Source organism: Streptomyces sp. NPDC001070, from assembly GCF_053598835.1.
Genome location: NZ_JBSFLB010000003.1, coordinates 185,401 through 204,252, shown reverse-complemented (window position 1 = coordinate 204,252; position 18,852 = coordinate 185,401). Strand labels below are relative to the sequence as shown.

Annotated in this window: 20 protein-coding genes, 2 pseudogenes and 1 riboswitch; of the genes and pseudogenes, 12 read left to right on the top strand and 10 right to left on the bottom strand. The window is 73.1% G+C overall.

Features of this window, described 5'->3' with window-relative positions:
• Nucleotides 1–44: 44 nt before the first annotated feature.
• Nucleotides 45–719, bottom strand: a complete 675-nt coding sequence (locus ACWDAS_RS05285; RefSeq protein ID WP_450387623.1) for an HD domain-containing protein — start codon at nt 717–719, stop codon at nt 45–47.
• Between the two features lie 52 nt (nt 720–771).
• Here ACWDAS_RS05285 and ACWDAS_RS05280 point away from each other — a divergent pair, with 52 nt between their 5' ends.
• On the top strand, nt 772–1,473 hold the full coding sequence (locus ACWDAS_RS05280; RefSeq protein ID WP_450387469.1) for a copper homeostasis protein CutC: 702 nt from the start codon (nt 772–774) through the stop codon (nt 1,471–1,473).
• A 126-nt stretch (nt 1,474–1,599) separates the two neighbouring features.
• Here the strand turns inward: ACWDAS_RS05280 and groL are convergent, their stop codons facing one another.
• The 4 genes from groL to thrC form a co-directional block, all read right to left on the bottom strand.
• Nucleotides 1,600–3,222 (bottom strand): chaperonin GroEL, encoded by a 1,623-nt coding sequence (gene groL / locus ACWDAS_RS05275; protein WP_450387468.1) that lies wholly within the window; start codon nt 3,220–3,222, stop codon nt 1,600–1,602.
• A 349-nt stretch (nt 3,223–3,571) separates the two neighbouring features.
• The gene (locus tag ACWDAS_RS05270; RefSeq protein WP_005486335.1) at nt 3,572–3,778 is read right to left on the bottom strand and encodes a cold-shock protein; all 207 of its coding nucleotides are present in this window, start codon (nt 3,776–3,778) and stop codon (nt 3,572–3,574) included.
• 422 nt (nt 3,779–4,200) lie between these two features.
• Nucleotides 4,201–4,479, bottom strand: a complete 279-nt coding sequence (locus tag ACWDAS_RS05265) for a ubiquitin-like small modifier protein 1 (RefSeq protein WP_450387467.1) — start codon at nt 4,477–4,479, stop codon at nt 4,201–4,203.
• A 26-nt stretch (nt 4,480–4,505) separates the two neighbouring features.
• A complete protein-coding gene (thrC, locus tag ACWDAS_RS05260) occupies nt 4,506–5,792 on the bottom strand; it encodes a threonine synthase (RefSeq protein WP_450387466.1) in 1,287 nt (428 codons plus the stop codon).
• An 18-nt stretch (nt 5,793–5,810) separates the two neighbouring features.
• A riboswitch (SAM riboswitch) is annotated at nt 5,811–5,938 on the bottom strand.
• 157 nt (nt 5,939–6,095) lie between these two features.
• On the opposite strand from thrC, the gene ACWDAS_RS05255 reads away from it, so the two are divergent.
• Nucleotides 6,096–7,064 (top strand): glucosyl-3-phosphoglycerate synthase, encoded by a 969-nt coding sequence (locus tag ACWDAS_RS05255; RefSeq protein ID WP_450387465.1) that lies wholly within the window; start codon nt 6,096–6,098, stop codon nt 7,062–7,064.
• A 181-nt stretch (nt 7,065–7,245) separates the two neighbouring features.
• Nucleotides 7,246–8,706 (top strand): alpha,alpha-trehalose-phosphate synthase (UDP-forming), encoded by a 1,461-nt coding sequence (locus tag ACWDAS_RS05250; protein ID WP_450387464.1) that lies wholly within the window; start codon nt 7,246–7,248, stop codon nt 8,704–8,706.
• 345 nt (nt 8,707–9,051) lie between these two features.
• On the opposite strand, the gene ACWDAS_RS05245 is transcribed toward ACWDAS_RS05250, so the two are convergent.
• Together ACWDAS_RS05245 and ACWDAS_RS05240 are read right to left on the bottom strand one after the other, a co-directional pair.
• The gene (locus ACWDAS_RS05245; RefSeq protein ID WP_450387463.1) at nt 9,052–9,456 is read right to left on the bottom strand and encodes a hypothetical protein; all 405 of its coding nucleotides are present in this window, start codon (nt 9,454–9,456) and stop codon (nt 9,052–9,054) included.
• Nucleotides 9,453–9,845, bottom strand: coding sequence for an ATP-binding protein (locus ACWDAS_RS05240; protein ID WP_450387462.1), 393 nt, complete (start codon nt 9,843–9,845; stop codon nt 9,453–9,455). Before ACWDAS_RS05240 ends, ACWDAS_RS05245 begins: the two co-directional genes overlap by 4 nt.
• A gap of 115 nt (nt 9,846–9,960) precedes the next feature.
• Between ACWDAS_RS05240 and ACWDAS_RS05235 the strand changes: the two genes are divergently transcribed.
• From ACWDAS_RS05235 to ACWDAS_RS05210, 6 genes and pseudogenes are all read left to right on the top strand, one after another.
• Complete coding sequence (locus ACWDAS_RS05235) at nt 9,961–10,776, top strand: helix-turn-helix domain-containing protein (RefSeq protein ID WP_450387461.1); 816 nt, start codon at nt 9,961–9,963, stop codon at nt 10,774–10,776.
• Nucleotides 10,773–10,964 (top strand): DUF397 domain-containing protein, encoded by a 192-nt coding sequence (locus ACWDAS_RS05230; RefSeq protein ID WP_450387460.1) that lies wholly within the window; start codon nt 10,773–10,775, stop codon nt 10,962–10,964. The genes ACWDAS_RS05235 and ACWDAS_RS05230 overlap by 4 nt, the downstream gene beginning before the upstream one ends.
• A 103-nt stretch (nt 10,965–11,067) precedes the next feature.
• Nucleotides 11,068–11,979 carry a hypothetical protein gene (locus ACWDAS_RS05225; RefSeq protein WP_450387459.1) on the top strand — a complete coding sequence of 304 codons (912 nt, stop codon included), beginning with the start codon at nt 11,068–11,070 and terminating at the stop codon, nt 11,977–11,979.
• A 128-nt stretch (nt 11,980–12,107) separates the two neighbouring features.
• Complete coding sequence (locus ACWDAS_RS05220; protein WP_450387458.1) at nt 12,108–12,632, top strand: hypothetical protein; 525 nt, start codon at nt 12,108–12,110, stop codon at nt 12,630–12,632.
• A gap of 80 nt (nt 12,633–12,712) precedes the next feature.
• Nucleotides 12,713–13,015: pseudogene (locus ACWDAS_RS05215) on the top strand (sensor histidine kinase); the annotation flags it as partial.
• Nucleotides 13,016–13,017: 2 nt separating this feature from the next.
• Nucleotides 13,018–13,685 (top strand): annotated as a pseudogene (locus ACWDAS_RS05210) (response regulator).
• On the opposite strand, the gene ACWDAS_RS05205 reads toward ACWDAS_RS05210, so the two are convergent.
• Nucleotides 13,671–14,150, bottom strand: coding sequence for a MarR family winged helix-turn-helix transcriptional regulator (locus ACWDAS_RS05205; protein ID WP_450387457.1), 480 nt, complete (start codon nt 14,148–14,150; stop codon nt 13,671–13,673). The pseudogene ACWDAS_RS05210 and the gene ACWDAS_RS05205 overlap by 15 nt on opposite strands.
• A gap of 96 nt (nt 14,151–14,246) precedes the next feature.
• On the opposite strand from ACWDAS_RS05205, the gene ACWDAS_RS05200 reads away from it, so the two are divergent.
• Nucleotides 14,247–15,107, top strand: a complete 861-nt coding sequence (locus tag ACWDAS_RS05200) for an SDR family NAD(P)-dependent oxidoreductase (RefSeq protein WP_450387456.1) — start codon at nt 14,247–14,249, stop codon at nt 15,105–15,107.
• On the opposite strand, the gene otsB is transcribed toward ACWDAS_RS05200, so the two are convergent.
• Nucleotides 15,068–15,964 carry a trehalose-phosphatase gene (otsB, locus tag ACWDAS_RS05195; protein WP_450387455.1) on the bottom strand — a complete coding sequence of 299 codons (897 nt, stop codon included), beginning with the start codon at nt 15,962–15,964 and terminating at the stop codon, nt 15,068–15,070. The genes ACWDAS_RS05200 and otsB overlap by 40 nt on opposite strands.
• 343 nt (nt 15,965–16,307) lie before the next feature.
• Nucleotides 16,308–16,568, bottom strand: a complete 261-nt coding sequence (locus tag ACWDAS_RS05190; RefSeq protein WP_450387454.1) for a DUF3263 domain-containing protein — start codon at nt 16,566–16,568, stop codon at nt 16,308–16,310.
• 169 nt (nt 16,569–16,737) lie between these two features.
• On the opposite strand from ACWDAS_RS05190, the gene ACWDAS_RS05185 reads away from it, so the two are divergent.
• A complete protein-coding gene (locus ACWDAS_RS05185) occupies nt 16,738–17,652 on the top strand; it encodes an ROK family protein (protein WP_450387453.1) in 915 nt (304 codons plus the stop codon).
• Nucleotides 17,595–18,788, top strand: a complete 1,194-nt coding sequence (gene nagA, locus ACWDAS_RS05180) for an N-acetylglucosamine-6-phosphate deacetylase (RefSeq protein ID WP_450387452.1) — start codon at nt 17,595–17,597, stop codon at nt 18,786–18,788. The genes ACWDAS_RS05185 and nagA overlap by 58 nt, the downstream gene beginning before the upstream one ends.
• Nucleotides 18,789–18,852: the final 64 nt, after the last annotated feature.

Here is an 18,852-nt window from a genome sequence, read left to right as displayed (position 1 = left end):
CCGCCCGCGCGTCCCGAAGTCATCGGCGGACCGGCGCCCGTCGCTCAGTCCACGTCCCCCGGGGCGAGGAGTTCCAGCTCGGTGGTGAGGTTGCGGCGGGCGGTGGCCTCCCAGCGGTCGTACGCCTCCGGGGTGCGGAACAGCCGCGGCAGGCGCAGGAGCTGGCGCAGGACGTCGGCGCGGCCGAGGCGGAAGGCGTCGTCGGGGACGAAGCCGTACTCCTCGCGGACGGCGGCCGCGTACTCGGCGTAGGCGGTGGGGTCCCCGGCGAGAACGGCAAGGTCGGCGTCGCAGAGGACCTCGCCGTCGCGGTCCCCCTCGGCGGGGTGGTGGGTGACGGTGAGCCGGACGAGGCGGGCGACCTCGGCGGTGATCGAGTCCGGGACACCGGCCTCGGGCAGGGCGCGTTCGGCGAGCCGGGCGCTGCGCTCCTCGTTCTCGGAGCGGTCGGGCCGGTAGACCGCGTCGTGGAACCAGGCGGCGAGCAGCACGGCGTCCGCGTCCTCGGCGTGTCCGGCGAGGGCCTCGACATGACCGAGGACGGCGGTCAGGTGGTCGGTGGTGTGGTAGCGGCGGTGCGGCTCGGCCCAGCGGGCGAGCAGGTCCTTGCCGTAGGGCACCGGGTCGACGGACTCCGTCTGGCAGCGGCGCAGCAGGTCGCACCAGCGGGCGAGAAGGGCGGAGCCGGGTTCGGGGGCGGTGTCAGCCATGAAGGTCATTGTGGTGTACGAGGGGTCGCGGGCACGCGCGGGCATGTGACACCCTAGAGATATGTCTAGACCAATTTTCGAAGTGATCGCGCTCGACGTCGACGACGCCCTCGCGGCCCAGACGGGCGGCGCGGACCGCCTCGAACTGGTCACCGACATGGCGGCGGACGGCCTGACTCCGTCCCGGGAGACCTTCGCGGCCGTCCGGGCGGCGGTGGGCATCCCGGTGCGCGTGATGCTGCGGGCCCGCGCCGATTTCGCCGTGGGCGGCACCCGCGAGGCGGACGCGCTCTGCGTGGCCGCGGCGGCGCTGCGCGGCGAGGGCGCCGACGAGTTCGTGCTCGGCTTCCTCGACGCGTCCGGCGCGCCGGACCTGACGGCCGTGCGCCTGCTGGTGGACGCGATCGGGACCGGGGCCCGGTGGACCTTCCACCGCGCCATCGACCACTCCGCCGACCGCGACGCCGTGCGCTCGGCGATGCGCGGGCTGCCCGGGCTCGACACCTACCTCACCGCGGGCTCCGCGCGCGGGGTGGACGCCGGGCTCGGACATCTGCTGGCGGAGGCCGGGCGACCCGGAGAGCCCCGGCTGATGGTGGGCGGCGGGCTCCGCGCGGAGCATCTGCCGCGGCTTCTCGCGGGCGGCATCGACGCCTTCCACGTCGGCGGCGCGGTCCGCCCCGGCGGCTGGGCCGGGCCGGTCGACGCGGAGGCCGTGCGCACCTGGCGCGATCTGCTCGACGCGCCGGTCGCGGTCCCGTAACCGGGCCGCGGCCGCCCGGCAGCGGCAGGGCCAGGGGCAGCGGTCGGAGAACGCCCGAGGGCGGTACCCCGCGTGGGGTACCGCCCTCGGTTCGCTTGCGCGGTGCGGAACTTCCGATCCGGAGGATCAGAAGTCCATGTCACCGCCCGGCATGCCGCCGCCGGCCGGGGCAGCGGCCTTCTCCGGCTTGTCGGCGATGACGGCCTCGGTGGTGAGGAAGAGCGCGGCGATGGAGGCCGCGTTCTGCAGCGCGGAGCGCGTGACCTTGGCCGGGTCGATGATGCCCTCGCCGATCAGGTCGACGTACTCGCCCGTCGCGGCGTTGAGGCCGTGGCCCGGGGTCAGGTTGCGCACCTTCTCCACAACGACACCGCCCTCGAGGCCGGCGTTGACGGCGATCTGCTTCAGCGGGGCCTCCAGGGCCAGCTTCACGATCGACGCGCCGGTGGCCTCGTCACCCTCGAGCTCGAGCTTCTCGAAGACGTTGGACGCCTGGAGCAGGGCCACGCCACCACCGGCGACGATGCCCTCCTCGACGGCGGCCTTGGCGTTGCGCACCGCGTCCTCGATGCGGTGCTTGCGCTCCTTGAGCTCGACCTCGGTGGCGGCACCGGCCTTGATGACGGCCACGCCGCCGGCCAGCTTCGCCAGACGCTCCTGGAGCTTCTCGCGGTCGTAGTCCGAGTCGCTGTTCTCGATCTCGGCACGGATCTGGTTCACGCGGCCCTGGATCTGGTCCTGGTCGCCGGCGCCGTCCACGATCGTGGTCTCGTCCTTGGTGACGACGACCTTGCGGGCGCGGCCGAGCAGGTCGAGACCGGCGTTCTCCAGCTTGAGGCCGACCTCCTCGGAGATGACGGTGCCACCGGTGAGGATGGCGATGTCACCGAGCATGGCCTTGCGGCGGTCGCCGAAGCCGGGGGCCTTGACCGCGACGGACTTGAAGGTGCCGCGGATCTTGTTGACGACCAGGGTCGACAGGGCCTCGCCGTCGACGTCCTCGGCGATGATCAGCAGCGGCTTGCCGGACTGCATGACCTTCTCCAGCAGCGGGAGCAGGTCCTTCACCGCGGAGATCTTGGAGTTGACGATCAGGATGTACGGGTCGTCGAAGGACGTCTCCATACGCTCCAGGTCGGTGGCGAAGTACGCCGAGATGTAGCCCTTGTCGAAGCGCATACCCTCGGTGAGCTCCAGCTCCAGACCGAAGGTCTGGGACTCCTCGACGGTGATGACGCCTTCCTTGCCGACCTTGTCCATCGCCTCGGCGATGAGCTCGCCGATCTGCGGGTCGGCGGCGGAGATGGAGGCGGTGGAGGCGATCTGCTCCTTGGTCTCCACGTCCTTCGCCTGCTCCAGCAGGGCGGCGGAGACGGCCTCGACGGCCTTCTCGATGCCGCGCTTCAGGGCCATCGGGTTGGCGCCGGCGGCGACGTTGCGCAGGCCCTCGCGGACCAGCGCCTGGGCGAGGACGGTCGCGGTCGTCGTGCCGTCACCGGCGACGTCGTCCGTCTTCTTCGCGACCTCCTTGACCAGCTCCGCGCCGATCTTCTCGTACGGGTCCTCGAGCTCGATCTCCTTGGCGATGGACACACCATCGTTGGTGATCGTGGGGGCGCCCCACTTCTTCTCGAGGACGACGTTGCGGCCCTTGGGGCCAAGGGTGACCTTGACGGCGTCGGCGAGCTGGTTCATCCCGCGCTCGAGACCGCGCCGTGCCTCCTCGTCGAACGCGATGATCTTGGCCATGTGAAGTGGTCCTCCCGGACTTGGGGTCCCCCCGCGGCGCAGGGCTGCGGGGAAGGATTACTCCAGGACCGCGCCGGCGCCCGCGACGGACGGCCTGCCCTTCCGCCGGTTCCTTTCCGGCGGTCGCGCGGGCCTCACCCACTCGGTCCTTTGTCACTCTCAACGTCAGAGTGCTAACGCCAATGATTAGCACTCGCCCTAGGAGAGTGCAAGCCGCTTGGCCGGGGTCGTGGACAACTCGCAGGTCGCCCCCGGGCAGCACGAAGGCCCGCCCCTCTGCGGGGGCGGGCCTTGACGCGTACGTTTGAGCGGCCGTACGCGAAGTGCTCCGTGGCCGATGCGCGGCGCGTCAGCCGGCTGCGAGACGGACCATGTCCGCCTGCGGCCCCTTCTGGCCCTGCGAGATCTCGAACTCGACCCGCTGACCTTCCTCGAGGGTGCGGTAGCCGTCCATCTGGATCGCGCTGTAGTGCACGAAGACGTCCGCACCACCGTCGACCGCGATGAAGCCGTAGCCCTTCTCCGCGTTGAACCACTTGACGGTGCCCTGAGCCATTCCTAACTCCCCTATTGCTGGCCCTTCGCAGACCCGCACCTCGCGGATCCGGGTCAGACCTCACCCCCTACAGCCAAGGGGGCGTGCGCCGGAACGCGTCGACCGCGGCTGAATGTATCTGCCCGGACGCTGTCTGCAACAGGTCAATCGGACGAGAATTCCGGGCGCAGAGAAAGGGAAGAAGGGCCTGATTGGCCAATAATCCGGGGCAACTCGGACTGGACATAAGCGGCCAACGCGACAATCGCCGCGTGAATTTGGCGATAAATCGTCGACAAGGCCGCCCCGGCAAAAGGGGTTGCGCGGAGCGTTGCAGGGAGTTGCGGGCCGTTCAGGGCAACTGTACAGCCCTTCAACTACCGCTCAAGCACGAAGGGGTGCCGGGAACTCCCGGCACCCCTGTCACCCGCGGGTCGTGCGGCTCAGCAGCCTCCGGCGACCGCCGGGATGATCGACACGGACGCGCCCTCGCCCACCGTGGTCTGCAGGCCCTCGGAGAAGCGGACGTCGTCGTCGTTGACGTAGACGTTCACGAAACGGCGCAGCTTGCCCGTGTCGTCCAGGACGCGCGCGGAGATGCCGGGGTGGTTCTTCTCCAGCGAGTCGATGACCTCGGCCAGGGTGCCGCCATCGGCCGGGACCTCGGCCTGGCCGCCGGTGTAGGTGCGGAGGATGGTCGGGATGCGGACGGTAGCGCTCATGATGCGGGGTTCACCTTCAGTCTGGGTCAGCCGGCCAGGCCGGCGGCACGGAACGCGTCGAGGCTCGGGCGGATGGTGGCCGTGGGGCGGGAGGTCGGGGCGACGGCGTCCAGCGTCTTGAGGCCGTCGCCGGTGTTGAGGACGACCGTCTCACCGGCCGGGTCGAGTTGCCCGGTCTCGATGAGCTTCCTCAGCACACCGACGGTCACGCCGCCCGCCGTCTCGGCGAAGATGCCCTCGGTCCGGGCGAGCAGCTTGATGGCGTCGACCACCTGCCCGTCGGTGACGTCCTCGACGGCACCGCCCGTGCGCCGGGCGATGTCCAGGACGTACGGACCGTCGGCCGGGTTGCCGATGGCGAGCGACTTGGCGATGGTCTTCGGCTTCTGCGGGCGGACCACGTCGTGGCCGGCCTTGAAGGCGGTGGAGACCGGGGAGCAGCCCTCGGCCTGGGCACCGTAGATCCGGTACGGCTTCTCCTCGACCAGACCGAGCCTGATCAGCTCCTGCAGCCCCTTGTCGATCTTCGTCAGCTGCGAGCCCGAGGCGATCGGGATGACGATGTTGTCCGGCAGGCGCCAGCCCAGCTGCTCGCAGATCTCGTACGCCAGCGTCTTGGAGCCCTCGCCGTAGTAGGGGCGGAGGTTGACGTTGACAAAACCCCAGCCCTCGCCGATCGGATCGCCGATCAGCTCGCTGCAGAAGCGGTTGACGTCGTCGTAGGTGCCCTCGATGCCGACCAGGTCGCCGCCGTAGACCGCGGCCATGACGACCTTGCCCTCCTCCAGGTCGTGCGGGATGAACACGCAGGAGCGGAAGCCGGCGCGGGCGGCCGCGGCGCCCACGGCGCCGGCCAGGTTGCCGGTGGAGGAGCAGGACAAGGTGGTGAGGCCGAAGGTGCGGGCGGCCTCCAGGGCGACGGCGACGACCCGGTCCTTGAAGGAGTGGGTCGGGTTGCCGGAGTCGTCCTTGATGTGCAGGCCGCCGGTGACGCCCAGCTCGCGGGCGAGGTTGTCGGCCTTGACCAGCTTGGTGAAGCCCGGGTTGAGGTTGGGCTTGGAGGCCACGTCCGCGGGGACGGGCAGCAGCGGCGCGTAGCGCCAGATGTTGTTCGGCCCGGACTCGATCCGCTTGCGCAGGGTCTCGGGGTCGCCGCTCGGGAGGTCGTACGCCACTTCGAGCGGCCCGAAACAGACCTCGCAGGCGAAGACGGGGTTCAGCGGAAATCGCTCACCGCACTCGCGGCACGAGAGCGCGGACGCGGGCCCGAAGGCGGAATCGGTGGACGCGGGTGCAACGGTCTGCGCAGCCATGTCAGGCGAGGCCCTTTCTCCTCATCTTCCTCGCGGCGCACCTCGCCGCGAGACGGAATTGGCACCTTCCCCACCTGGACCTCGCGGTCGGCGGGAGGGTTGCCGGGGCTTCAACGGGCCGTTCCCTCTGCCCCTCTGGATGAGCGGTATGGCGCCGGGCGCAGTGCCCGGGCATTTGTCCGACGGGGCGCGATCACCGTCGACATACGATGGTCATGCCTCGTGTTCAAGACTGTAACCGACGACCTCGAACCTGGTCATAGGCCGTCCGTCCTTCGAGACGGGCAGAAACGGAGCAACCCAGTGCTCGACGAGGTGGCCCGCTGGCTGCGGCGGCGATCCTGGACCGCCGACCGCCGGCCCCTGCCCCAACTGCTCGCCGCCAAGCGCGCCGCGGGCGCGCGCGGCACGGTCAGCGTGGTGCTGCCCGCCCTCGACGAGGAGGCCACGGTCGGGGCGATCGTCGAGACCATCCGCCGTGAGCTGATGAGCGCGGCCGTGCCGCTGGTCGACGAACTCGTCGTGCTGGACTCCGGATCGACCGACCGCACGGCCGCGGTCGCGGCGGCGGCCGGCGCCGTCGTCGTCCACCGGGACGAGGTGCTCCCGCGGCTGCCCGCGGTGCCCGGCAAGGGCGAGGTGCTGTGGCGCTCGCTGCTCGTGACGCGCGGTGAGATCGTCTGCTTCATCGACTCCGATCTGCGGGACTTCGACGCGCGGTTCGTGTCGGGGATCGTCGGGCCGCTGCTCACGGATCCGGACGTGCAGCTGGTCAAGGCGATGTACGACCGCCCGCTGGAGGCCGGCGGCACGGTGGTGCCGGCCGGCGGCGGGCGGGTGACGGAGCTGGTCGCGCGGCCGCTGCTCAATCTGCACTGGCCGCAGCTCGCGGGGTTCGTCCAGCCCCTCGGCGGCGAGTACGCGGCGCGGCGCTCGCTGCTGGAGCGGCTGCCGTTCCCGGTCGGGTACGGGGTGGAGCTCGGGCTGCTCGTGGACGCGCTCAACACGGTGGGGCTCGACGCGCTGGCCCAGGTCGACGTGGGGGTCCGGCACCACCGGCACCAGGACGGCCAGGCGCTGGGCCGTATGGCGGCGGCGATCTACCGGACCGCGCAGATCCGCTTGGCGCGGGGCCATCTGGTGCGGCCCGTCCTCACGCAGTTCGACCGCGCCCCCGACGGCGGTTTCGAGCCGCGCGTTCACGAGGTCGCGACGGAGGAACGCCCCCCGATGCGCACGATCCCCGAGTACGCCCGCCGCGCGGTGGCGTGACGCTGTACCCGGTTGCGGGTCGGCCGCTCGCCGGAGGCCGGGGGTGCCCCCATGCCCGGCGGGACGACTGCCCGCAGCCCCCGGGCGGTACCTGCGGCAACCCGCGACGGTCACGGCCGGAAACCCCCGGCTGGGCTAGCTCATACGTTTGCCGCCGGGCATGCGTGGCTAGGCTGGCCGCATGGTCGCATCGCATGCCGCGCGCGTACTGGTCGCGTCCAACCGCGGCCCCGTGTCGTACAGCCTCCGCGAGGACGGCACGCTCGTCGCCCGCCGCGGCGGCGGCGGTCTCGTGTCGGGTCTGAGCGCGATCGGGCCGGACGCGGACGCCGTCTGGGTCTGCGCGGCCCTCGGCGAGGGGGACCGGGCCGCCGTGCTGCGCAGCGCCGAAGGCGCGGGGCGCCTGCCCACCGCCGACACCGGCGGCCAGCAGGTGCGGATGCTGGACATCCCGGCGGACACCTTCGCGTCGGCCTACAACGGCATCGCCAACTCGGTCCTGTGGTTCATCCACCACATGCTGTTCCAGACCCCGCTGGAGCCCGTCTTCGACGAGGACTTCCGCGATCAGTGGGCGGCGTACGTGGCCTACAACGCCGCCTTCGCCGACGCGCTCGCCGAGGAGGCCGGCAAGGGTGCCGCCGTCCTGGTGCAGGACTACCACCTGACCCTGGTTCCGCAGCTGCTGCGGTCGCGCCGCCCGGACCTGCGGATCGGCCACTTCTCGCACACCCCGTGGGCGCCGCCGGACTACTTCCGCCTGCTGCCGGACGACGTCGCCGCCGAGGTCCTCAGCGGAATCCTCGGCTCGGACCGGGCAGGCTTCCTGACCAGGCGCTGGGCCGACGCCTTCGCCGCGTGCTGCGCCGACGTGCTGGGCGCCTCCGTCATCCGTGACGAGGGCAGCCTCACGATCACGCACAAGGGCCGCACCACGCGGATCGGGGTGCACGGCCTCGGCGCGGACGCCGACTTCCTGCGGGAGCGGGCGCACCGCCCGGACGTGGACGAGCACCTGGCCGCGCTGCAGGAGGCGGTCGGCGGCCCGGACCGCAAGGTCATCGTGCGCGTGGACCGCACCGAGCTGTCGAAGAACATCGTGCGCGGGTTCCTGGCGTACGCCCAGCTCCTGCGCGACCACCCGGAATGGCTCGGCCGCGTCGTCCACATCGCCTCGGCCTACCCCTCGCGCCACGACCTCGCCGTGTACCGCGAGTACACCGACGAGGTCCGCGACGTGGCGGAGGAGATCAACGAGGAGTTCGGCACCCCGGGCTGGCAGCCGCTGATCCTGCACGTCAGGGACGATTTCGCGCGCTCGCTGGCCGCCTACCGCCGGGCCGACGTGGCACTCGTCAACCCGATCCGCGACGGCATGAACCTCGTCGCCAAGGAGATCCCCGTGGTCTCCGACGACGGGGTCGCGCTCGTCCTGTCCCGCGAGGCCGGAGCATACGAGGAACTCGCCGACGACGCCTTCGTGGTCAACCCGTACGACATCCGCGCCACGGCCAACGCCCTGCACCAGGCGCTCTCCATCTCCCACGGGGAGCGGGCCGAGACCACCAAGCGCCTGACGGTGGCCGCGACCGCGCTCCCCCCGCAGCAGTGGTTCCTTGACCAGTTGCGGGCCCTGGGCTGACCGGCGGCGGACGACAACCTGTGCCGCCCTCCGCGCTCGCGGTGGGCGGCACTCGTGGGTCAGGCCCCGATGCCGGTCAGCCCCGACCGGCATCCGGTCCGGCACCGGCCGGGCCTCGCGGAGGCCGAGCCGCCCGGCCGGCGCCTTGTGGGTCTCGCGGGCGGTGAGGACGGCGGGCAGCGGGGCGGCGGCTCCAGGGCCGGGTGGCACGGTAGTGCCGGTGGTTCGGCTGTCCCGCCGTCTCGCCCCCTCCGGGCGCAGAGCTGCGGGCTGCGGAGGGGAAGGCGGGGCGCCGGGCTGGTCGGCGCCCCGCCCCACCCAGCCCCACTCCCCGGCCCCGCAGTCTCACAGGACGTGTGCGGGCGTCCCCCGGCTGATCCCCAGCCGGATGTGCCCGGCTGTCGCGCCCAGGGCCAGGTAGGCCTCCACCTCCGGCAGCGGCGCGCAGCGGGCGAGCGGCTCCAGCCCGACGACGAGCGCGACCGGCCCGCCGCCCGCGACGAAGGCGGACCACCGCTCCCCGGTCACGGCCTCCAGCAGCCGCCCGCCGCCCGCGCCGCACACCGCGGCCCGCCCGGGGCGGGGTACGGTCACCCGCTCGCCGAGCTCCGGCAGCCGCCGCCCGGGCTCGGCGAGCCCGAGGAGGGCGGCGAGTTCCGCCGTGCCGCGCCCTTCCGGGTGGGCCAGCAGCAGGAACGCCCCCGGCCCGAACGCCGTGTCGTCCAGCCACGCCCACGTCGCGGGCCTCACCGGAGCACCACCCACACCTGCTTGCCGTCCGGCGTCGGCCGCGCGCCCCACCGGTAGGCCGCCGCCGCGATCAGGAGCATCCCGCGCCCGCGTTCCGCGGCCTGGTCCGGCAGCCCGGCCGCCGGGACCGGCAGGGTGCGGGAGCGGTCGCTGACGGTGGCCCGCACGCCCTCCCCCGCCAGGTCGTCCAGGGTCAGCTCGCACTCCGGCGAGCCCGCGTGCCGGTGGACGTTGGCGAGTATCTCCGTGACGCACAGCGCGGCGGCGGGCGCCAGGTCCTCGCGCCCCCAGGCACGGAGCTGTTCGCGTACGGCCCGGCGCACCTCGGCGATGCGGGCGGGCTCGGCGACGATGCGCATCGCCGCGCCGGGTGGAGATTCCTGCGTCATGGGTCCAACGCTTCCGTGCCGCGGCTAGCCTGACCAGGGCGGATCTGACCCCGGGTCAGCTGTGTCGGGGCGGGACCGCCGCTGTGTACGGGGTGTGTACCGGGGAGGTGGTGCCGTGTCCGCGAAGGGTGAGGGCTCGGCCAGCATGCGGATGTTCGGCTCCGTGGCGCGGTCCCTGCGGGAGGCCCGCGGGGTGTCGGCCGACGAACTGGCCGCGCACGTGGGCTATTCGAAGTCGCTGGTCGTCAAGATCGAGCGCGGGGAGCGGATGCCGCCGCCGGCGTTCGTGGAGAGGGCGGGGACCCTGCTGGGTGACGGCGGCGGAGTGCTGCGCTCCGCGGCCCGCCACCTGGAACGCGCCGAGTTCCCCTCCTGGTTCGAGGAGTACGCGGAGCTGGAGCGCTCGGCGGTGAGCCTCTACAAGTACGACACCCATGTCATCAACGGCCTGCTGCAGACAGAGGAGTACGCCCGCGTGGTGCTCGGCGCCTACTGCCCGACGCTGGAGACCGAGGAGGTCGAGCGGCGGGTGCGGGCCAGGCTGGCCCGGCAGGCGCTGCTGACCCGCACCCCGGCGCCGCAGCTCGCCTTCGTCGTGGAGGAGTGGGTGCTGCGCCGCCCGGTCGGCGGACGCGGCGCGCACCGGCGGCAGTTGGGGCGGCTGCTGGAGGCCGGCGCGCTGCGCCATGTCACGGTGCAGGTGATGCCGCTCTCCCACGAGGCGCACGCCGGTTTCGACGGGCCCATGACGCTGCTGGAGACGCCGGATCTGCGGCTGCTGGCCTATCTCGAAGTCCAGGGCCGCAGCGTGCTGGTGGACGGGCGGAACGAGGTCAGCAAACTCCACCAGCGCTATGCGATGATCCGCTCGCAGGCCCTCAGCGTGGGGGACTCCGCCAAGGTGATCGAGCAGATTGCGGGGGAGCTATGACGTCCCGACTCGCCTGGTTCACAAGCAGTTACAGCGGCAGCGAAGGGGGCGACTGCGTGGAGGTCGCCCACGGCCCCGGGGCCGTGCACGTGCGGGACTCCAAGGACCCCGCCGGGCCCGCGCTGACCTTCACCGCCGAGGAGTGGACGGCGTTCGTCGCGTACGCCGCCGCCGTACCGGTAGAGTAATCGGCCGATCACGCTTCGTGCCCAGCGCATGAAGCGGCCCCCAGTGGTGCGCCAACACCGGCCGGGGGCCTACACCTACGAGGCCTGATCCGGAGCCCCGCAAATGATCCGTCATGCTATCCCGCCGACCCGCTTCTTCTCCCAGACGCCGAACGACCTCATCCGCCATCCGCGGCTGAACGGCGCCGCCGTACGGCTGCTGCAGTGGGCGCTCTCCCTGCCGGAGGGGTCCCGGGAGACCCTGCAGTCCATCGGCGAGAAGATGCCCGAGGGGCGCATCGCCCTGCGCAGGGCCCGGCAGCAGCTCGAAGCGGAGGGCTTTGTGCACACCCGGCGCACGCAGAGCCCCGACACCGGCCGCTGGACCACCCAAGTGCTGGTCTCCAACGTGCCGTTGCGCGACCCCGCGGAGATCGACGCGGCCTCCTCGGCGCCGAGCGGCAGCATCCCGACCGCCGGTGCACCGGCCGTACGGGCCGTCGGCGCATCCCCCAAGGGGGAGAACAGGGAGGGACAGAACACCTCCCACCCCGAATCCCCCGCCGACGAGCCGTTGCTCGTCCGCGCGGCGGCCGCGCTGCACCGGCTCGGGCGGCGGGAGGCCAGACTCGCCCTCGGTGTCGCCGAGGCGGCCCGGCTGGCCCCGCTCGCCGCGCGCTGGCTGGCGCACGGCGCGAGCGAGCTGGAACTGCGCACCGCCCTCTCCTCGGGCCTGCCGCCCGCCGTCCACTGCCCCGCCGGGTTCATCGCCCGCCGCCTCCGCGACAAGCTCCCCGCCCCGCGTCCCGCCGCCGACCCCGCCGCCCCGGCGGCCCCCCTGCCCGAATGCCCCGGCTGCGGCGACCCCCTGCCCACGGGCCGGCCCACCGGCTCGTGCACCCCCTGCGCCGGCGCCGCCCCCGGCCCCGCCGTTGCTCCGTCCGGCGGCCCCCGGGGCGCCGCCCTGGCCCGCGCGGGCATCGTGCGGCAGCGGCCACGAGTGAAGCCGCGGGCGGTCGTTGACGGCGCGTTCTGATCCGGGCGCGTGACGGCCATTCATCCTCTCCGGTCACTCAAAGTGCGGAACTCCTCGCACAAGGTGACGATGAGCGCAATCGCTTCGATCCGGAGCGAGCTCCTTCCGTCATCTTCGAAGGCAGAGAGATGAACATACGAGCGAAGAAGACCCTGTCCGGTCGACCCCGTCGTAAGGTGCTTTGGGGCGTCGCCGGAGCCCTGACGGTCGCCGGCGTGATCGTCACGACCACCGCGTTCGTGGGTCCCATGAACGCCACAGCCACCGCGCACACCTCGGCCGTCTCCGACGGCGCCGCCGGAAACCCCGTCAAGGGCGGGAACAACCGCAACGACTCCTGGCGTCTGAGGACCGCCGAGTTCATGGGCGTCGACCGGAGGGTACCGGCGGGGACGGCATCGCTGAGCGTCTCGGCCCGGTGCCCCTCCCGCACAGAGGTCACCGGTGGCGGATTCGTCATCACCGACAGGTCCGATGCTTCGGCCAACGTCACCGGAATCAGGGTGCTCGCGAGTCAGCGGTCCGGCAACGGCTGGACAGTTACCGTCACCAATCCCGACCCCGCCACGTCGGGGCCGCCTGGGACGGGGACCGGCTCCGTCCGCGCCGTCGTGGAGTGCGCCGCCATCGTCCGGGACAACAACAACTGGTAGATCCGACCCCCTACGTATGCCACGCCCCGGCCTCCAGCGCTCATGACGAGAGGCCGGGGCGGGCCGTGTCCCGCACACACGCGGCACCGGCCGCTTCAGGGCGCACGGCGTACCGGATCGTGCAGGAGGGGCTGACCAACGCCCGCAAGCACGCCCCCGGCACGCAGGTGACCGTACGCCTCGGCGGCGGCCCGGCGCACGGGCTGACGGTCGAGGTCAGCAATCCGGTGCCGGTCGCGGCAGGCGTGGTGCCGGCCATCCCAGGCTCCGGTCAGGGGCTGATCGGGCTGACGGAGCGGGCCGCGCTGGCGGGGGGCGGGCTGGAACACGGCCGGTCCGGCGGAGACTTCCGGCTGCGCGCCTGGCTACCGTGGGCGTCGTGAGCATGGTGCGGTTGCTGCTGGTGGACGACGACCCGCTGGTGCGGGCCGGGCTGCGGCTGATGCTGGGCGGGGCGCCGGACGTCGAGGTGGTCGCCGAGGCGGGGGAGGGCGGCGAGGTGGCCGCGCTGGTCGAGAAACACTCCCCCGACGTGGTGCTGATGGACATCCGCATGCCGTCGGTGGACGGCCTCGCGGCCACCGAGGCGCTGCGGGCCCGGCCGGGGGCGCCGGAGGTGATCGTGCTGACCACCTTCAACACCGACGAGCGCGTGCTGCGGGCGCTGCGCGCCGGTGCCGCGGGCTTCGTCCTGAAGGACACACCGCCGCGCGAGATCGTCGAGGCGGGGCGGAAGGTGGCGGCCGGGGACCCGGTGCTGTCACCGGCGGTGACCCGGCAGCTGATCGCCCGGGTCGCCGGTCCGGCGAGGCGGAGCGGGGCACGGGGGCGGCGGCCCGGCGCAGGCTCGCGTCGCTCGGCGGGCGGGAGCGGGAGGTGGCCCTCGCCATCGGGGAGGGCCGGTCCAACGCGGAGATCGCGGCCGGTCTCCACATGAGCGTGCCGACGGTGAAGACGCACGTCTCGCGCATCCTCGGCAAGCTGGGGCTGAACAACCGGGTGCAGATCGCGCTGCTCGTGCACGACGCGGGCGGCGCCTCAGGCCGGGGCTGACGGCCCCTTCGGCCCCTTCCCCTTGAGCTTGGCCCAGACGGCGTTGAGGGCCTCGATGTCGGCCTCGTCGAGGCGGTCGTCGAAGAGTTCCGCCAGGGCCCGGCGGCGGGTGGCGTCCGCCTCCGCGAAGAGCCGTCGGCCCGCGTCCGTCAGTTCGACCCGTATCGAGCGGGCGTCGGTGGGCGAGGGCACACGGACGGTCAGTCCGCGTGCCTGGAGCGCGTCGAGGACGCGGGAGACCTGGCTGCGGCTGAGCAGCGTCTTGGCACCGAGGTCGGAGGCGGCGACGGGCTCGCTCTGGCCGCGCAGCCACAGCATCACCTCGAACCAGGACATCGGCAGGTCGTGGGCACGCAGCAGGGCCTGGTCGACGTGGGTGGTGAGGGTGGTGCCGGCCCAGACCAGCCCGTAGAAGGCGTGATCGCGCTCGGAGAGCTCCCCCAGGGTGATGTCGGTGCGTGCCATGGGGGAACTTTACCGGGCGGGGTGGCAGGTTGCGTGTACACGCACGCACCCTTATGGTGTGTGTACACGCACAGATATTCCGAAAGCGGGCACCCCATGACCACCGGCAGCCGCAAGACCGTCCTGATCACCGGCACCTCCTCCGGCATCGGCCTGGCCGCGGCCGTGGCCGCCGCCCGCGCCGGCTGGAACGTCGTCGCCACCATGCGCGACACCGGCAGGGCCGACGCCCTCCGCAAGGCCGCCGCCGAGGCCGGCGTCGCGGAGCACGTCCACGTCAAGCGCCTGGACGTGACGGACGCAAGGCTCGTCGCCGCGTGCGTCGAGGACGTCGTCGTCGAGTCCGGGAGCCTGGACGCGGTGGTCAACAACGCCGGCGCCGGGCACGTCGGCACGATCGAACTGGAGACGGTGGCGGACGTCCGCGCCGCGATGGAGGTCAACTTCTTCGGCGTCGTCGAGGTCACCAAGGCCGCGCTGCCGCACCTGCGCGCCTCCGGCGGCCGGCTGATCACCGTCACCAGCGTGGGCGGCGTCGTCGGGCAGCCCTTCAACGAGGCCTACTGCGCGGCCAAGTTCGCGGTCGAGGGCTACATGGAGGCACTCGCGCCCGTGGCGGCCGCGGTCGGGGTCGCGGTGAGCGTCGTCGAACCCGGCGCGGTGGGCAGCGAGTTCATCGCCAACCTCGGCATCGACATCCCCGCGTACGTGGCGGCCGCGGGGCCGTACAGGGCCGCGCTCACGCACTACCTCGACCGCACCACGCAGGCGTTCACGGCCGCCCAGACCATCGACGAGGCCGCCGCGCCGATCGTCGGCGTCCTCACCGCCCAGCGCCCGCCCTTCCGCGTCCAGACCTCCCGGTGGGCCCGGGACTTCGTGGGCATGAAGCTCGCGGACCTCGACGGATCCGCGGTTCAGTCGCTGACCGGCGGCTGGCTCTCGGCCTCGTCCTGAGCCTCCCCCTCCTCGAGGGCGTCCGCGAGGGCGTCGAGCAGCTTCACGACGCCCTCCGGGCCGTCCACGACGAGGTCGCTGCGGGCGGCCAGTTCGGCCACCTCCGCGCTGCCGCTGCACACCAGCACACCGGGCAGGCCCTCGGCACGGCGCTTCTCCAGGGCCCCGAAGGCGGCCAGGTCGCCCAGGTCGTCACCGGCGTAGACGACGGGACCGGCGCCGACCTCCCGCAGGTAGTCGTTGAGGGCGACGCCCTTGTCCATCCCCGGCGGGCGCAGCTCCAGCACCATCCGGCCCGGCTCCACGATCAGCCCGTGCCGCTCGGCCAGATCGCGCAGGGGCCCGTTCAGCGCCTCGAACGCGGCCTGCGGATCCTCCGTGCGGCGCGTGTGGACGGCCACCGCGCGGCCCTTGTCCTCCACCCACGTGCCCTTCCACGCCCCGATCGCGTCCAGCACGCCCGGCAGTTCCGCCCGCACTGCGTTCACCCCGGGGTGGGCGCCGGGCGCCTTCACCTCACCGGAACGGGCGTCCCAGCGCTCGGCGCCGTAGTGCCCCAGCACGACCAGGTGCTCCAGGCCCGGTACGCCCGCCAGGCCCCCGTACCGTACGGCCACCCCGGCGGGGCGGCCCGTCACGATCACGACGGACCCGATCCTCGGCGCCACCCGGGCCAGCGCGGCGGCGGCACCGGGATGCGCCCGCGCGCTGTCCGGATCCGGCACGATCGGCGCCAGCGTCCCGTCGAAGTCCAGGGCCACCACCGCCCTTCGGGGCTCTGTGAGCAGTGCGGCCAGGCCTTCCTTGCCCTCGGGCGTCGTCGGCACCGGCAGTTCGTCCCTGCGGCTGCGGCTCATGCCCCGACCATACCGACCCCTGCGGGGTGCATGCCCGGCGTACGGAAGCATCCCGCCTCCGGCGGTCCCCGATGCGGGGCGGCCCGCCGTCGCCGACCGCGGGTCCGCCCGCGCCCGCGGCGGGCGGTCTCCCACCCACCCGTGACCCGGCACGACCACGCGCCGCCGGGGCACCTTCCCTCCGCCGCAGAGCCGAGATGCCCCCACCGCTCGGACCGACGGCGCCCGCGGCGGGCGGTCAGCCGCCTGCGGCGGGGAAGCGCAGAGGGGAGGGGAGGAACCGCAGGCGGGAGACGGGCCGCGCGGGTGGGCGGGAGACCGGGTCAGCCGCCGGCGGGCGCGGTCAGCGGTTGGTGCGGTGGGTGTCGCGGGTGCGGCGGAGGCGGTTGACCGTGACGGGGTCGTGCGCCAGGGCGCGGGGGTCGTCGAGGAGGGCGTTGAGGAGCTGGTAGAAGCGCGTCGGGGAGATCCCGAGACGCTCGCGGACGGCCCGCTCCTTCGCGCCGGGGCCGGCCCAGGCGCGGCGGGCGATGTCGAGGACGGCGCGGTCCTGCTCCGTCAGCCCGTCCTGGGGCGCCTCAGCCCCGGTCTCGTCCCGTTCCATCCGACAACCATATCCGCGCCCCGGTCACCCCTGCCCCGGCTTCGCATGAGGTCTACACCACTTGCGTTTCGCCTGCGCAGCGTCCCCCGGTGGCCGTTCGCCGCGGCACGCGATCTCTTTCGACGAGTGGACTAGACCTTTTATGGGGTCGCGCGCGACACTGTCCCCCGTGAGACACGTCATCGCCCTCGATGTGGGCGGCACCGGCATGAAGGCCGCCCTGGTGGCGGCGGACGGCACGCTGCTGCACGAGGCACGCCGTCCGACCGGCCGGGAGCGCGGCCCCGAGGCCGTGGTCGAGTCCGTCCTCGACTTCGCCGCGGAACTCCGGAAGTACGGCGAAAGCGCTTACGGCGAGCCCGCCGCCGCGGCCGGGGTGGCCGTGCCCGGGCTGGTCGACGAGCCGGCCGGCATCGCCGTGTTCTCCGCGAACCTCGGCTGGCGCGACGCACCCCTGCGCGACCTGCTCGCACGGCGGCTCGACGGGACCCCCGTCGCCCTCGGCCACGACGTGCGCGCCGGGGGCCTGGCCGAGGGCCGGCTTGGCGCGGGACGCGGCGCCGAACGCTTCCTGTTCGTGGCGCTGGGCACCGGCATCGCCGGGGCGATCGGCATCGGCGACCGCGTCGAGGCCACCGAACTCGGGCACATCGTCGTCCGCCCCGGCGGTCTGACCTGCGGCTGCGGCCAGCACGGCTGCCTGGAGACGATGGCCTCCGCCGCCGCCTTGGCCCGCGCCTGGGAGGCGGCGGGCGGAAGCCCGGGGGCCGGGGCCGCCGACTGCGCCGCGGCCGTGGCGGCGGGCGACCCCCGCGCGGTGGCCGTGTGGGACGAGGTGGTCGCCGCCCTCGCCGACGGCCTGGTCACCGGGATCACCCTGCTGGCCCCGGGAACGCTGATCGTGGGCGGCGGGCTCGCCGAGGCCGGCAACACCCTCTTCACGCCGCTGCGCGCCGCCGTCGAGCGGCGGCTGACCTTCCAGCAACTCCCCCTGATCGTGCCGGCGGCCCTCGGGGACACCGCCGGATGCCTGGGCGCAGGGCTGCTCGCCTGGGATCTTCTCTCCGTGGAGGTGACCGCTTGACTGCGGCAACTAGCGTGCTGACCGGTGCCCGTGTGGTGCTGCCGGACGGTGTGGTCGAGGACGGCCGGGTGACCGTCGAGGGCCGCTCGATCACCGCGAACGACGCGCGCCAGGCGTCCACCCGCGATCTGACCGGGCACTGGATCGTCCCCGGCTTCGTCGACATGCACGTGCACGGCGGCGGCGGCGCGTCCTTCTCCTCCGGAGACGCCGAGGCCGTCCTCACCGGCGTCGCGACCCACCGCCGGCACGGCACCACGACCATGGTCGCCTCCACCGTCACCGGGGACCTGGACGACCTCGCCCGGCAGGCCGCGCTGCTGTCCGAACTGGTCGAGCAGGGCGATCTGGCGGGCATCCACTTCGAGGGGCCGTTCATCTCCCCGCACCGCTGCGGCGCGCACAAGCCCTCGCTCCTGCGCGACCCGCACCCCTCGGACGTCCGGAAGCTGGTCGACGCCGCCCGCGGCGCCGCGCGCATGGTGACCCTGGCCCCCGAACTGCCCGGCGGGCTCGACTCGGTGCGGATGCTGGCGGAGCACGGCGTCATCGCCGCCGTCGGCCACACCGACGCCGCGTACGAGGCCACCCTGGAGGCCGTCGACGCGGGTGCGACCGTGGCGACGCACCTGTTCAACGCCATGCCGGCGCTGCAGCACCGCCAGCCCGGCCCGATCGCCGCGCTGCTGGAGGACGAGCGGGTCACCGTCGAGCTCATCAACGACGGCGTCCACCTCCACCCGGCCGTCCTGGAACTGGCGTTCCGCAGCGCGGGCGCCGAGCGGGTCGCCTTCGTCACCGACGCCATGGACGCGGCGGGCTTCGGCGACGGCCGTTACCTGCTCGGCCCGATGGAGGTCGACGTCGTCGACGGCGTCGCCCGGCTCGTCGAGGGCGGCTCCATCGCGGGGTCCACCCTGACCCTGGACACCGCGTTCAAGCGGGCGGTGACCGTGGACGGACTGCCGGTCGGCGACGCCGTACGGGCGCTGAGCGCCAACCCCGCCCGGCTGCTGGGCGTATCCGACCGCGTCGGCTCCCTGGAACCCGGCAAGGACGCCGACCTGGTGGTCCTGGACGGGGCGTTCGACCTGGTCGGCGTCATGCGCAAGGGGCAGTGGGTGATCGAGCCCTGATGGCCATCGCGCCGTAGGGTCTGTGCCTCCGGGCGTTCGTTTGGCATGATCCCTTCCCGTCGCA

Bases quoted from the DNA above. Each gene is read 5' to 3' on its own strand.
- ACWDAS_RS05285 (WP_450387623.1), bottom strand. From the start codon at position 719: ATGACCTTCATGGCTGACACCGCCCCCGAACCCGGCTCCGCCCTTCTC.
- ACWDAS_RS05280 (WP_450387469.1), top strand. From the start codon at position 772: ATGTCTAGACCAATTTTCGAAGTGATCGCGCTCGACGTCGACGACGCC.
- groL (WP_450387468.1), bottom strand. From the start codon at position 3,222: ATGGCCAAGATCATCGCGTTCGACGAGGAGGCACGGCGCGGTCTCGAG.
- ACWDAS_RS05270 (WP_005486335.1), bottom strand. From the start codon at position 3,778: ATGGCTCAGGGCACCGTCAAGTGGTTCAACGCGGAGAAGGGCTACGGC.
- ACWDAS_RS05265 (WP_450387467.1), bottom strand. From the start codon at position 4,479: ATGAGCGCTACCGTCCGCATCCCGACCATCCTCCGCACCTACACCGGC.
- thrC (WP_450387466.1), bottom strand. From the start codon at position 5,792: ATGGCTGCGCAGACCGTTGCACCCGCGTCCACCGATTCCGCCTTCGGG.
- ACWDAS_RS05250 (WP_450387464.1), top strand. From the start codon at position 7,246: ATGGTCGCATCGCATGCCGCGCGCGTACTGGTCGCGTCCAACCGCGGC.
- ACWDAS_RS05240 (WP_450387462.1), bottom strand. From the start codon at position 9,845: ATGACGCAGGAATCTCCACCCGGCGCGGCGATGCGCATCGTCGCCGAG.
- ACWDAS_RS05230 (WP_450387460.1), top strand. From the start codon at position 10,773: ATGACGTCCCGACTCGCCTGGTTCACAAGCAGTTACAGCGGCAGCGAA.
- ACWDAS_RS05225 (WP_450387459.1), top strand. From the start codon at position 11,068: ATGATCCGTCATGCTATCCCGCCGACCCGCTTCTTCTCCCAGACGCCG.
- ACWDAS_RS05220 (WP_450387458.1), top strand. From the start codon at position 12,108: ATGAACATACGAGCGAAGAAGACCCTGTCCGGTCGACCCCGTCGTAAG.
- ACWDAS_RS05205 (WP_450387457.1), bottom strand. From the start codon at position 14,150: ATGGCACGCACCGACATCACCCTGGGGGAGCTCTCCGAGCGCGATCAC.
- ACWDAS_RS05200 (WP_450387456.1), top strand. From the start codon at position 14,247: ATGACCACCGGCAGCCGCAAGACCGTCCTGATCACCGGCACCTCCTCC.
- otsB (WP_450387455.1), bottom strand. From the start codon at position 15,964: ATGAGCCGCAGCCGCAGGGACGAACTGCCGGTGCCGACGACGCCCGAG.
- ACWDAS_RS05190 (WP_450387454.1), bottom strand. From the start codon at position 16,568: ATGGAACGGGACGAGACCGGGGCTGAGGCGCCCCAGGACGGGCTGACG.
- nagA (WP_450387452.1), top strand. From the start codon at position 17,595: ATGCCTGGGCGCAGGGCTGCTCGCCTGGGATCTTCTCTCCGTGGAGGT.